General features: G+C 61.1%; 15 protein-coding genes. 10 read left to right on the plus strand and 5 right to left on the minus strand.

All coding sequences use genetic code 11. The features are described 5' to 3' along the window. Positions 1–5: 5 nt before the first annotated feature. Positions 6–716: a dihydromonapterin reductase gene (folM, locus tag RHP75_RS06240; RefSeq protein ID WP_311090959.1), complete on the minus strand. Its 711-nt coding sequence runs from the start codon at positions 714–716 to the stop codon at positions 6–8. A 112-nt stretch (positions 717–828) separates the two neighbouring features. On the opposite strand from folM, the gene RHP75_RS06245 reads away from it, so the two are divergent. After that, complete coding sequence (locus RHP75_RS06245; RefSeq protein ID WP_311090960.1) at positions 829–1,278, plus strand: hypothetical protein; 450 nt, start codon at positions 829–831, stop codon at positions 1,276–1,278. A gap of 4 nt (positions 1,279–1,282) precedes the next feature. On the opposite strand, the gene RHP75_RS06250 is transcribed toward RHP75_RS06245, so the two are convergent. Then, positions 1,283–1,708, minus strand: coding sequence for a DUF393 domain-containing protein (locus RHP75_RS06250; RefSeq protein WP_311090961.1), 426 nt, complete (start codon positions 1,706–1,708; stop codon positions 1,283–1,285). Between the two features lie 91 nt (positions 1,709–1,799). Here RHP75_RS06250 and RHP75_RS06255 point away from each other — a divergent pair, with 91 nt between their 5' ends. Together RHP75_RS06255 and RHP75_RS06260 are read left to right on the plus strand one after the other, a co-directional pair. Further along, positions 1,800–2,753 (plus strand): MerR family transcriptional regulator, encoded by a 954-nt coding sequence (locus tag RHP75_RS06255; RefSeq protein WP_311090962.1) that lies wholly within the window; start codon positions 1,800–1,802, stop codon positions 2,751–2,753. Between the two features lie 207 nt (positions 2,754–2,960). Then, the gene (locus tag RHP75_RS06260) at positions 2,961–4,739 is read left to right on the plus strand and encodes an acyl-CoA dehydrogenase C-terminal domain-containing protein (RefSeq protein ID WP_311090963.1); all 1,779 of its coding nucleotides are present in this window, start codon (positions 2,961–2,963) and stop codon (positions 4,737–4,739) included. Between the two features lie 150 nt (positions 4,740–4,889). Here RHP75_RS06260 and RHP75_RS06265 read toward each other — a convergent pair whose 3' ends face one another. Together RHP75_RS06265 and RHP75_RS06270 are read right to left on the minus strand one after the other, a co-directional pair. After that, positions 4,890–5,501, minus strand: coding sequence for a PilZ domain-containing protein (locus tag RHP75_RS06265; RefSeq protein ID WP_311090964.1), 612 nt, complete (start codon positions 5,499–5,501; stop codon positions 4,890–4,892). Positions 5,502–5,552: 51 nt separating this feature from the next. Further along, complete coding sequence (locus RHP75_RS06270) at positions 5,553–6,014, minus strand: PAS domain-containing protein (RefSeq protein WP_311090966.1); 462 nt, start codon at positions 6,012–6,014, stop codon at positions 5,553–5,555. A gap of 112 nt (positions 6,015–6,126) precedes the next feature. Here RHP75_RS06270 and RHP75_RS06275 point away from each other — a divergent pair, with 112 nt between their 5' ends. The 7 genes from RHP75_RS06275 (at position 6,127) to RHP75_RS06305 (ending at position 11,234) form a co-directional block, all read left to right on the plus strand. After that, positions 6,127–6,579 carry a flavodoxin gene (locus RHP75_RS06275; protein WP_311090968.1) on the plus strand — a complete coding sequence of 151 codons (453 nt, stop codon included), beginning with the start codon at positions 6,127–6,129 and terminating at the stop codon, positions 6,577–6,579. Further along, entirely contained in the window at positions 6,579–7,046 is a 468-nt protein-coding gene (locus RHP75_RS06280; protein WP_311090969.1) for a cupin domain-containing protein, read from the plus strand. The genes RHP75_RS06275 and RHP75_RS06280 overlap by 1 nt, the downstream gene beginning before the upstream one ends. Positions 7,047–7,145: 99 nt before the next feature. Then, positions 7,146–7,928: a class II aldolase/adducin family protein gene (locus RHP75_RS06285; protein WP_311090970.1), complete on the plus strand. Its 783-nt coding sequence runs from the start codon at positions 7,146–7,148 to the stop codon at positions 7,926–7,928. Then, entirely contained in the window at positions 7,925–8,809 is an 885-nt protein-coding gene (locus RHP75_RS06290; protein ID WP_311090971.1) for an alpha/beta hydrolase, read from the plus strand. Before RHP75_RS06285 ends, RHP75_RS06290 begins: the two co-directional genes overlap by 4 nt. After that, entirely contained in the window at positions 8,809–9,339 is a 531-nt protein-coding gene (locus RHP75_RS06295) for a DUF1569 domain-containing protein (protein WP_311090972.1), read from the plus strand. Before RHP75_RS06290 ends, RHP75_RS06295 begins: the two co-directional genes overlap by 1 nt. A gap of 107 nt (positions 9,340–9,446) precedes the next feature. Continuing rightward, entirely contained in the window at positions 9,447–10,358 is a 912-nt protein-coding gene (locus RHP75_RS06300) for an SDR family oxidoreductase (protein WP_311090973.1), read from the plus strand. Positions 10,359–10,466: 108 nt separating this feature from the next. Next, positions 10,467–11,234, plus strand: a complete 768-nt coding sequence (locus tag RHP75_RS06305; protein ID WP_311090975.1) for a crotonase/enoyl-CoA hydratase family protein — start codon at positions 10,467–10,469, stop codon at positions 11,232–11,234. Between the two features lie 9 nt (positions 11,235–11,243). On the opposite strand, the gene RHP75_RS06310 is transcribed toward RHP75_RS06305, so the two are convergent. Then, the gene (locus RHP75_RS06310) at positions 11,244–12,782 is read right to left on the minus strand and encodes a sigma-54-dependent transcriptional regulator (protein WP_311090976.1); all 1,539 of its coding nucleotides are present in this window, start codon (positions 12,780–12,782) and stop codon (positions 11,244–11,246) included. Between the last annotated feature and the right edge of the window lies 1 nt (position 12,783).

The raw sequence follows: 12,783 nt of genomic DNA on the forward strand, positions 1-12,783 counted from the left end.
CAGGCTCATTTGAGGTGGCGGCCGCCGTTGACGGTCAGTGTGGTACCGGTGACGTAAGGGTTGTCGAGCAGATAGCGCAAGCTCTGGTAGATCACTTGGGGCCCGGGCTCAATGCCCAGTGCCGATTTATTCAGGGTTTTATTGCGGTAGTCGGCGTCGTCGTCCGGGTTGAACAGGATCAGCGCGGGGGCGATACCGTTGACCTTGATCTGTGGGGCGAAACGCGCGGCAAACGACAGCGTCAAACTGTCCAGCCCGGCCTTGCTGGCACAGTAGGCCGGCCGGTTGGCACTGCCTTTACGCGCCACGTCATCGCTGATATGCACGATATCGGCGGGCGTCGAACGATGCAGTAATGCTGCGCAATGCAGGTTGATCAGGTACGGCGCGAGCATGTGCACAGCAAATAGCTGCTGAAAGGCTGCGGCTTCTTCGCCCGGCGTTTCAACCAGCCAGTCGGAGGCGTTGTGCACGATGGCGCGAAGGCTATCAGTGTGGCGCTTGAGCCGTTCGATAAACGCCAGGATGCCGGCTTCGCTGGAAAAGTCGGCCGGCAAGGCTAGAGCGCCACGTTGCCTGAGTGCCTCGATGCCGTTGCGTTCGCTGCGGTAGGTAACAATCACTGAGTGACCGTCATCCAGCAGGCGTTCGGCGCAGTAAAGGCCAATGCGCTGGCTGGCTCCGGTAATCAGGATGGGGGCGGCGCTGGCGCTCATGCTCGACTCGGCAGAAAGAAAAGGGTGGGTTCAGCGACGCTGCGCCGGGTTACCTGACCAGTAAGGCGTGGCCTCGACTGAACCAGGAGTAAAGTTATACCAGCAATAGGCTTTGTACAACCATGCGCCCTGTGAGGGTACTGGGCTGTTTCATGCCATTAAGCCTATTTCATTGAGCTGTATCGATATTTTTTCTACAGGTGGGCTAAATAAAATTGTTTTTATCGTGTACAAGATTGGTTTTCTTGTACAGGTGTGTACCGTTATGAAGCCTTGGCAGTTGAGCATTGCAGTGCGGTGTGGGCAGGTGTGCCATGTCGAGGTGCTCACCTTGCGCTGTTGCGGCTATAAGGTGCAGGTGGTCAGCAAGACTGGCAGTGTGCGCACGCTGGAGTATGCGTCGGGGCGTGCGCTGTGGCCTGGAATGGCATTGCTCAAGACGCGCCTGCGTCGTTGCGGAGTTCGGCAGATGCTGTTGCTGCAGCCAGAAAGCCACGATGAAATTATTGGTCGCCCCGAGTTGCTTGAGCCTGATCCGGGGCTATGGATCAGGCTGGGCTAATGAATTAGCGCGGGTTTCTGTTGATGGCGCAGGCGGCTTTGCTGCAGCGTCGGCTGGCGTCCGGATGAGGTAGCCAGTCGAGGTGCGGGCGGAGCCGGCAGAACAGTCGGTAACCCAGTTCCAGCAGCGGTCGCAGTGCCGGCCAGGTCAGTGGTATGACCCAGCGCTCAAGGCCGGCTGCGCGCCAGCTCCACAGAGTGGCATCCAGGCCGGTCACCCATTGCCCGTCGGCGAAGCGGGCATGCAGGCGGTTCTGCAGGGTTTCTCGGCTGTGGCCGACGGATTCGGGATGAAAGTCGTTGAGGCCGATATCGACCAGGCACAGGCGCTGTACATCGGCACGCTGACGCAGCAGCTGGATCTCGCGCGCGCACAACGGGCAGTCGCCATCGTAGTAAAGGGTCAAGGGCCAGCAGGGTTGCTTGTTCATGGTCTAACTCTTTGTATAAGTCTTGTACAAAGTATGCCGTAAATAGCTGAGTTACAATGCGTGCAACATTTTTTCTGTGATACCTGCGCCCATGTCCGATCACGTTGGTACTACGTCCCTCGTTTCGAGTGCCCTCAAGCAGGAAGAGTTATTTCCTATTCGTGAAGTGGCGCGCCTGACCGGCGTCAATCCAGTCACCCTACGGGCCTGGGAGCGGCGCTATGGGCTGATCCAGCCAACCCGCACCGACAGCGGTCATCGCCTGTATTCGCAGGTCGATATCGAGTCGGTACGCAGCATCCTGGCGTGGATCGAGCGCGGTGTGGCGGTGAGCAAGGTTGGCAAGATTCTGGCCAAAAGCAGCTCGATCAAATCTGCCAGCTCTCCGGTCTATGAGGAAGTCAGCGCCAGCGAGTGGGGTGAGTGGCAAGCCCAGTTACGCCGCGCTATCAGCGCCTTCGATGAAGTACGCCTGGATCGTCTTTACGGCCAGATTTTCTCCAGTTACCCGTTGCCGGTGGTGTTTCAGGACATCCTGATGCCGCTGTGGCAGGAACTGTTGCTGCGCCAGGAGGAATACGGCCAGACCAGCGAATGGCTGTTTTTCGACACCTTCCTGCGGGCGCGTACGTTGCAGCGCCTGCAGGTGTTGCGCGCTCAGGTTGAGGAGCGTGTGCTGCTGGCGGCCTTGCCGGGCCACTGCCGCGAGTTGGAGCTGCTGGTAGCTGGGTTGCTGCTGAGCAGCGCCGAAACGGCGGTCAGCGTGTTGGGCCTGGGCCAGCCGCTGGAAGAGCTGACCCTGATCTGTGAAAAGATGCAGCCTCAGGCGCTCGTACTGTTCTCCAATCAGCCGCCTAGTGATGACCTGCCCAAGGTGTTGTCGCGCCTGGCGCTGGCACTGGATTGCCCGCTGGTGCTGGCCGGTGACGGTGCCGACCTGGCCGAGGACAGCCTCAGTGGTTCGCCGATTGCCTGCCTGGGTAATGAAGGTCGCCTGATGCAGCGTCGCCTGCAGCAGTTTCTGGCGGGTCACCTGGATACCTGATTTCACTATCAATCACGCCTGAATAAGCGCGGTTGTCGTTATGACAATCGCGCTTTTGCGTGCCTGTGATTTGTTGTTGATTTCAATTAGTTGTACAGCTTGTACAGAAAAATGCTTGCTATCTGGGGCTTTAGGCTATACAAAAGCTATACATTGCTTGTTTGTGTATAGCTTGTATCCACTTGTACAGCTTGAGGACTGAGCAACATGACCCAATACCGTGCACCCCTTCGTGACATGCGTTTCGTTTTTGACGAGGTGCTCGACGCTTATGCCACCCTGCAGTCGCTGCCTAGTCAGCGCGAGTTCGGAAACGACCTCGGTGGCGCCATTCTGGAAGAAGCCGCCAAATTGGCGGAGAACGTATTGGCCCCACTCAATGGCCCGGGTGATAAACAGGGCTGCCAGTACGATCCGGAAAGTAAATCGGTTAAAGCACCGGACGGTTTCCGCGCTGCTTACCAACAGTTCGCCGAAGGCGGCTGGACCGCATTGGCCTGTACCCCGGAGTTCGGCGGCCAAGGCTTGCCCCATGTGCTGAACATGATGGTTGAGGAGATGGTCTGCTCGGCCAACCTGTCGCTGGGCATGTATCCGGGCCTGACCCATGGTGCGATCAATGCGCTGACTGCTCACGGCGCCCGCGAGTTGCAGGAGCGCTACCTGCCGAAGCTGATCAGCGGTGAGTGGACCGGCACTATGTGCCTGACCGAGCCGCAGTGCGGCACCGACCTGGGTTTGATCCGAACCCGTGCCGTACCGCAGGCGGACGGCAGCTATGCCATCAGCGGTACCAAAATCTGGATTACCGGTGGTGAGCATGATCTGGCCGACAATATCCTGCATCTGGTACTGGCCAAGCTGCCCGATGCACCGGACAGCGTAAAAGGTATTTCGCTGTTCCTGGTGCCCAAGTTCCTTGCAGACGGCAGTCGCAACCCTGCGTTGTGCGGCGGCCTGGAGCACAAGATGGGCATCAAGGGATCGGCCACCTGTGTGATGAACTTCGAAGGGGCCCAGGGCTGGCTAATTGGCGAGCCCAATAAGGGCCTCAAGTGCATGTTCACCATGATGAACTCGGCGCGCTTGATGGTGGGCATGCAGGGCCTCGGTATTGCCGAAAGCGCTTATCAGGTCAGCCTGGGCTTCGCCAAAGAGCGGCTGCAAAGCCGTTCGCTGTCGGGCCCGAAAGCCGCTGATAAACCTGCTGATCCAATCATTGTGCATCCGGATGTCCGCCGCATGTTGCTGCGCCAGAAGGTGACCATCGAAGGGTGCCGCGCACTGGCCTACTTCACCGGGCTGCATGAGGATGTGGCTCATGACCATGAAGACCCAGCTGTGCGTGAACAAGCCGATGATCTGGTGCAGCTGCTGACGCCGGTGGTTAAAGCCTTCCTCACCGACGAAGGCTTCAACAGTGCCAACGAAGGGTTGCAGGTACTCGGCGGCTCCGGGTTTACCGAGGACTGGGGTATTGAGCAGCTGGTGCGTGATTCACGCATCACACGAATTTATGAAGGCACCAATGGCATCCAAGCGCTTGACCTCGTGGGTCGCAAGTTAGCGCTGGGTGGGGGGCGTGCTGTGCGCAATTACTTCGCCCTTATCGAGGGTTGGCTCAAGGCGCATGCCGAGGCTGATCACGTAATGGCCGTGGGTGGTGCGCTCAAGCAACTGCAGCAAGCCACGATGTGGATTGCCACCGAAGGCATGAAAGATCCTGAGCAAGCGGGTGCTGCAGCGACACCTTACTTACGTCTGTTCGCCCTTACCAGCCTTGCTTGGATGTGGGCACGTATGGCCGCGGTAGCCAAAGCCAAGCTTGCCGAAGGCAGCACAGAAACAGCCTTTTATGGCGCCAAGCTGAAGTCAGCAGACTTCTTTATGGCGCGCATCCTGACGGAAACCGACAGCCTGCTGGCTGAGGTTAAAGCTGGTAAAGCCACCTTGATGGCCTTCAGCGATGAGGAATTTGCTGCCTGAAACGACTGCGCAATCCGATAGCCACAAGTTCCGCCCATTTTCGGTTATCGGATTTTTTTATCCCTGCTGCAGGCATTTAGCCTGCACTTTAGACCCGCCTGATTGCGGGTCTTTTTTTGACCGGGATTTACTAGGCGTCTGTCGCTGGCCTCAGCGGCGCCCAGCATGCAGTCGTTGTTTCTGCTGCAGGTGTTGCTGGTAGATGAACTGGCGCAACTGTTCGTCGCTACGCCGGTCGAGGGTGTGCAGCTGGTAGGCCAGCAGACCGCCTTCGGTTGTACGGACGAAAACCCCGGTCAAGGCAATCGGCGTGTGCTCGTCTACTGGCAATACCAGATGAAAGCGCTTGGGGGCTTTGCTCCGTGCCCGATGTTCGATCAACGCACCATTCATCGACAGCTGATGAATCCACAGATCGCTCGGCTGCGCACTTGGCGTGTGCAGCGGTAACGGCTCAGGCAGGGGCGAGCGCCAGGCGCGGTTGATCTCGCCTTCATCGAAAATCTGCGGGGCGCTGAGCTGCAAATAGGGCGTGCTCTGCGCGTCCTGGCTGAGGTGCAGGTCAAAGGTCAGGTGCTGGTTGGCGATATGCGCATGCAGGCTCAGCTGCTCGTTCACGGCACAGTGCGAGAGCAGCTCGCTGAGCTGTTTGCCGATATCCACCGACAACCGCGGTTGGCTGCGTTGTTCGGTCGGGCCGGGCTGATGCAGCTGGCGGATAAATGCCAGTTCTGCCTGGGTCAGGAGTGCCTGTTCTTGCATGGGAGCGGTCTACATCGGGCTCTGGAGCTGTTGTGACCGCTGCTTTGAGGATTAGTTACTGCCGGTCGTCGCCTGCAGGCGCGCCAGTTCAGCCTTGAGCGTTGCCAGTTCGGCTTCCAGCTGCTTGACCCGCTCCTGCGCTTCGACTTGCTCGGTGACGTTCTTCTGGATGCCGATGTAGTAGGTCAGCTGGTCGGCGTCATTGACCACCGGAGTGATCGACAGCTCATTCCAGAACACGCTGCCGTCCTTGCGGTAGTTGCGGATGATCTGCCGGCACGGGCGGTGCGTTCTGACTGCTTCACGGATGGCATCCAGCCCTGGCTGGTCGCGGTCGCCAGCCTGCAGGAAGCGACAATCCTGATAGAGGATGTCTTCGCTGGCGTAGCCGGTGAGCTTTTCGAAAGCGGGGTTGGCATAGATCAGGATGTTGTCATCACCTTCCTGTTCGGCCACCACGATGCCGTCATTGGAGGCGTTGATCACCAGTTGCAGCAGTTTGGCGTTGATCATGAGGCGATTTCCCAGTCTAGGTCGGCTGCATTCTAAAACATCCGGGCGGGCTGTCTACTTGCGGCATAATGCCGGGCTTATCGATTTGGTTCTGACTGTTTCGGAGTTCTGCATGAAAATCGCCATTCTTTCCGGCTCGGTGTACGGCACCGCCGAGGAAGTTGCCCGCCACGCCGAGCGTCTGCTCAAGGCCGCCGGTCATGAGGCCTGGCACAACCCGCGTGCCAGCCTGGCGGATCTTCAGGCGTTTGCTCCTGAAGCCTTTCTGGCGGTGACCTCGACCACTGGCATGGGCGAATTGCCGGATAACCTGCAGCCGCTGTACTACGCCATCCGTGATCATCTGCCGGCCTGGAGTGGCCTGCCGGGCGGGGTAATTGCCCTCGGCGACTCCAGCTATGGCGACACCTTCTGCGGCGGCGGCGAGCTGGTGCGCGAGCTGTATGCCGAGTTGGGCATTCGTGAAGTGCAGCCGATGCTGCGCCTGGACAGCAGCGAAAGCGTGACCCCGGAAACCGACGCCGAGCCCTGGTTGGCGGACTTTATTACGGCGTTGCACGGCTGATGCACCCGCGCGCGCAAGAGCTGATCACGGCGCTGCAACTCCAGGCGCACCCGGAAGGCGGTTATTACCGTCGTCTGTATGAGTCGTCAGCGCAGCTGGACGGTGGCCGCTTGTGCGGCACGGCGATCATCTTTCTGTTGCCGGCCGGCGCGGTCAGCCGTTGGCACCGGGTGGATGCCGACGAGCTCTGGCACTTCTATGAAGGTGCGCCGCTGGAGCTGCTGCTGGCCGAGCAGCCCGATGCCGTGCGCTGCGCGCGACTGGGGCCGGTGGCCATAGGTCAGCTGCCGCAGCGCCTGGTGCCGGCACATGCCTGGCAGGCGGCGCGCAGCACCGGGGCGTTTACCCTGGTGGGCTGCACGGTGACGCCGGGTTTCGACTTCGCCGGCTTCCAGCTGCTCAGTGATGACCTTGAGGCTCAGCGCGATTGGCCTATGCTGGCGCAGCTTTATCCCGAACTGGTTTGACCTGCAAGGCCACCACGCTGGCCGCCAGAGCGACTCACCTTTGCAGCATCCCTCGCTAGACTCCTGGGCACTTCAATAACAAAAGCCGAGGAATTCATCATGACCGTTGCCCACGCACTGCCTGTTGTCAGCCTCAAGGATCAGGTCTCCGCCGCCGAATGGCAGACCCGGGTGGACCTGGCCGCCTGCTACCGATTGATCGCCCTGTATGGCTGGGATGATCTGATTTTCACCCACATCTCGGCGAAGATTCCCGGCACTGAAGAGTTTCTGATCAACCCCTACGGACTGATGTTCCATGAGATCACTGCCTCCAGCCTGGTGAAGATCGACCTGACTGGCAAAAAGCTGATGGACAGTCCGTTCGACATCAACCCGGCCGGCTACACCATCCACAGCGCCGTGCACGAGGTGCGTCACGACGTCGGCTGCGTGCTGCATATCCACACCCCGGCGGGGATCGCTGTATCGGCGCAGAAGCAGGGCTTGTTGCCGCTGTCGCAGCAGTCGCTGTTCGTCCTCGCCAGCCTGGCTTACCACGGCTATGAAGGTGTAGCGCTGAACCATGACGAGAAGGCCCGCCTGCAGGCCGACTTGGGCGACAAGAACTTTATGATCCTGCCCAACCACGGCCTGCTCACCGCCTTTGGCAGCATCGCCGATGCCTTCCTCGGCATGTTCACCCTGCAGCGTGCCTGCGAGATTCAGGTGATGGCGCAAAGTGGCGGGGCAGAGCTGATCCACATCCCACAACAGATTCTCGATGGCGCCCGGGCGATGATTGCCGGCGTGATGAAAAGCCCGCAGGGCATGGGCGGCGCACTGCCGTGGCCGGCACTGCTGCGCAAGCTGGATCAACAGATGCCAGGTTACGCAGCATGACGGCGCTGCCAGGGATTGCCCTGGCGGATTGGCGCAGCGCGGGGCAGACTTTCAGCTTTAACGGCCATGCCATCCGCTACTGGACGGCCGGGCAGGGCGAGCCGTTGTTGCTGATTCATGGTTTTCCCACTGCCAGTTGGGATTGGCACTACCTGTGGGCCGCGCTGGCGGAGCGCTACCAGGTGATTGCCTGTGACATGCTCGGCTTTGGCGACTCGGCCAAACCCCGTGGACATGCCTACAGCCTGCTGGAGCAGGCTGATCTGCAACAGGCGCTGCTGGTGCACCTGGGCGTGGACAAACCGCTGCATGTGCTGGCCCACGACTACGGCGACAGCGTGGCGCAAGAGCTGCTGGCACGGCATCAGGACGGACGCGTACAGCTCGCCAGTTGCGTGTTTCTCAATGGTGGGTTGTTTCCGGAAACGCATCACCCGGTGCTGGTGCAGAAGCTGCTGCTCAGCCCCATTGGCCCGTTGATTGGCCGGTTATTCAGCCGCCAGAAGCTGGCGCAGAGTTTTGCCAAAGTGTTCGGCCCACAGAGCCAGCCCAGTGAGCGTGAATTAGATGACTTCTGGAGCCTGATCGCCGCCCATAACGGCCCGGCCGTGATGCACCGCTTGATCCGCTACATGCCCGAGCGCCGCGTCAACCGTGACCGTTGGGTGGCGGCGATGCAGGCTACGGCGGTGCCGATGCGGGTGATCGACGGTGCAGTCGACCCAATTTCCGGGGCGCATATGGTGGCGCGTTACCGTGAGCTGATTGCCAAGCCAGACACTGTGCTGCTGGAGGGTATTGGTCATTATCCGCAGACCGAAGCGCCGGATCAGGTGCTGGCGCATTACCTGCAATTTCGTCAACGGCTGGAGGCCAAATGATGCAACGACGTACAGTCCTGAAAGGTGCCGCTCTAGGCGGTGTGGCCGTTCTCGGTGCCGGGTTCTGGGCGTTGCCCAGTGGCGAGGCACCGGCGGCCCTAAGCCTGGAGGGCGCGCTGCAGGTATTGGCTGGGCTGGTTGATAAACCTCTGTCGAGCCTTAAAGGCTGGAGCCCGGCCGAGGTGTTCAACCACTGCGCGCAGAGCATCGAGCATTCCATCAGTGGTTATCCCGAACTCAAGCCCGGTTGGTTCCGCAGCAGTGTCGGCCCGTTGGCGTTTAGTGTCTTTGCTGCGCGTGGAGCCATGCGCCATCCGCTGGATGAGGCGATCCCCGGTGCCGCTGCGCTGGATACACCCGCGACCCAGGCTCTGGCGCTGCAGCGTTTGCAGCAGGCGTTTGCCGACTTTGCCGCGTATCAGGGCGAGTTACAGCCGCATTTTGCCTATGGCGCGTTAAGCCATGCCGATTACGCCCAGGCTCATGTGTTGCATCTGTATAACCACTTGAGCTTGATCCGCCCGGCCTGACTATCCCGCTGCTTTATTGCGCACCATTCAGCGCTTCGCGTAGCTATTGTGACCAGAGCGCGACTGCTGGACACTCGGTGCATTGTTAATCTGCCGAGGAATGCTGCATGAGCGACGCCATCCGTTTTCAAGATCAGGTTGTAATCGTCACCGGGGCCGGCGGCGGCCTGGGCCGCGCCCATGCGCTGCTTTTCGCCAAACACGGCGCCAAGGTGGTGGTGAATGACTTGGGCGGCAGCACTCACGGTGAAGGCGCCAACGCCTCGGCGGCGGACAAGGTGGTCGAGGAAATCCGCGCAGCAGGCGGTACTGCAGTGGCCAACCACGACTCGGTGACCGACGGCGAAAAGATCGTGCAATGCGCCCTGGACGCCTTTGGCCGCATCGATGTGGTGGTGAATAACGCCGGTATCCTGCGTGACAAAACCTTCCACAAGATGGAAGACGCCGACTGGGACCTGGTTTACAAAGTCCACGTCGAAGGGGCCTACAAGGTCACCCGCGCCGCCTGGCCGCACATGCGTGAGCAGGGTTATGGCCGGGTGATTTTCACCGCATCCACGTCGGGCATTTACGGCAACTTCGGTCAGTCTAACTACGGCATGGCCAAGCTCGGCCTGTACGGCCTGACCCGCACCCTGGCCCTCGAAGGGCGCAAGAACAACATCCTGGTCAACGCCATCGCGCCTACTGGTGGCACGCGCATGACCGAAGGCTTGATCCCGCCGCAGGTGTTCGAGCAGCTCAAGCCCGAGCTGGTCAGCCCGCTGGTGGTGTACCTGGCGAGCAATGCCTGCGAAGAAACCTCCGGCCTGTTCGAAGTGGGCGGCGGCTGGATGGGCAAAGTGCGTTGGGAACGCAGCCTGGGCGCCGGCTTCGACCCGCGCGAAGGCTTCAGCCCGGAAGACGTGGCAGCCAGCTTTGCGCAGATATGTGACTTCGAGGGCGCGGCTCATCCGAAGGACAATATCGAAGCGATGAAAGAGATGATGGCCAACCTGCAGAAGTTCGCCCTCTGATTGCGCCACTCTGGCGGGGAGATCGGTCAGCAGGCTGATTTCCACCGCGCAGGGCTTTAAGGTGAAGGCCGGCTAAATGCCGGCCTTCGGCTTTTTAGGGAGCAGGTTATGCGCGTCATTATCGAAAAGAACGGCCCGGTCACCACCCTGATCATCAACCGCGCTGAGGTGCGCAACGCCGTTGATCGGCCGACGGCGGAGGCACTGGCCGCGGCATTGCGGGCCTTTGAAGCCGACGAGCAGGCGCGGGTGGCGGTGTTAACTGGGGCGGGTGGGGCTTTCTGCGCCGGTGCTGATCTGGGGGCGGTGGCCACGGGGGCTGAGCGCGCCAATCGTCTGGAAACCGAGGGTGACGGGCCGATGGGGCCGAGTCGCATGCAGCTGAGCAAACCACTGATCGCCGCCATTGAGGGGCACGCGGTGGCTGGCGGACTGGAACTGGCGCTGCTTGCTGACCTGCGGGTGATGGCCGATAACGCCGTGCTTGGGGTGTTCTGCCGACGCTTTGGCGTGCCGCTGATTGATGGCGGCACCGTGCGTTTGCCACGAATTATCGGCCAGGGTCGTGCGCTGGATCTGATTCTCACCGGTCGTCCGGTGTTGGCTGAAGAGGCGTTGAGCATGGGCCTGGTCAATCGGGTGGTCGCCGCCGGCAGCGCGTTGGCTGCAGCGCAGCAACTGGCACTGGAAATTGCCGGCTTCCCACAACGCTGCATGCTCGCCGATCGTGCCAGTGCCTACGCGCAGTGGAACCTGCCGTTTGCCCAGGCCATGACCAACGAATTTGCCGGCGGCATGGCGGTGATAGCCAGTGGCGAAACCCTGGCCGGCGCGCAGCGCTTCAAGGCTGGTACGGGGCGGCACGGCAGATTCTGAGCCGCGTGTTTACGGCTTGCCTGGGATTCCGTATTTGCGCAGGCGCATGGCAATCGCGCTGTGTGAGGTGCTCAGGCGAGTTGCCAGTTGCCGAGTCGAAGGGTGGCTGGGGTAGAGCTTTTCCAGCAGGTTCTTTTCGAATTCGGCTACGGCGGCTTCCAGGCTGCTGACTTCACCCTCGGCCTGCTGCGCGGCCACGGCAGTGCCGGCAATGTCCAGATCACCGATTTGCACCAGATTGCTTTCGCAGATGGCCGCAGCGCGAAAGATCACGTTCTGCAACTGGCGCACATTGCCCGGCCAGCGGTTGCCCAGCAGCGCCGGGTAAGTGTCCGGCGTCAGGCGGCAGGGCAGGCGTTGGATCTGCGCGCAGGCCTGCTGCATAAAGTGCCGCGCCAGCAAGAGGATGTCCTGGCCGCGCTCGCGCAGCGGCGGCACTTCCAGGTTGAGCACGTTGAGGCGATAGAACAGATCCTCGCGGAACGCGCCTTCGCCGACCATCTTTTCCAGGTCACGGTGGGTGGCGCTAAGGATGCGCACATTGACCTTGACCTCGCTCTGCCCGCCAACCCGGCGGAAGCTGCCGTCGCTTAAAAAGCGCAACAGCTTGGCCTGCAGGTACGGTGACATTTCACCGATTTCATCGAGAAATACCGTGCCCTGGTTGGCCAGCTCCAACAGCCCCGGCTTGCCGCCGCGCTGGGCCCCGGTAAAGGCACCGGGGGCGTAGCCGAACAGCTCACTTTCGGCGAGGTTCTCCGGCAATGCCGCGCAGTTCAACGCCAGAAACGGCGCGGTCCGTCGTGTGCTGATGGCATGGCAGGCGCGCGCCACCAGCTCCTTGCCGGTGCCGGTTTCGCCCTGGATCAGCAGCGGCGCATCCAGAGTGGCCACGCGCTGAGCGCGGGTCTTCAGGCTGCGGATCGGCGCGGAATCGCCGAGCAGCGAGTCGAATCCCTCAGCGTGGTCGTGGTGTAGCGCTGCCAGGCGTTCTCCGATGCGGCTCGGTGCGTAAAGGCTGAGCAGGCCGCCGGCCAGTTGCCGTGCACCGCCGTCGACGCCTTCGGTGATCGGCTGGGCGTCCAGCAGCAGAGCCTGACCCTTGAGCGTGACCTCACGCATCGGTAGACGAAAACCCTGGTCGAGCAGCGCCTGGTGCAGATCGTTGTCGGCGAACAGCTCACCAATGCCCAGGCCATCAGGCTGTTGGCCACAGAGTTCGATCAGCGCCGGGTTGGCCAGCAGCACGCGGCCCTGGCTGTCGACCGCCAATACCGGGTCGGTCATGGCGGCGAGCAGTGCATCGAGTTGCAAGTGGCGGCGCTGGCCGGGGAGGATGTCGACAACGGTCACCGCCTGTACGCCGCGCACCTTGAACAGCGCCTCGCGCAGCTCGTCGAGCACCTCGGGGCTCAAGGTCGGCGCGTCGATATAGACGTTGGGCGGCACCATCTCCACCGCATCCAGGTTGAGATTGCGTCCACCGAGCAGCGCCAGCACTTCCTGGGTGATGCCAACGCGGTCGATAAAGCTGACGTGAATACGCATG

The sequence above is a fragment of the Pseudomonas sp. SG20056 genome (assembly GCF_031764535.1).
Taxonomy (GTDB): Bacteria; Pseudomonadota; Gammaproteobacteria; order Pseudomonadales; family Pseudomonadaceae; genus Aquipseudomonas.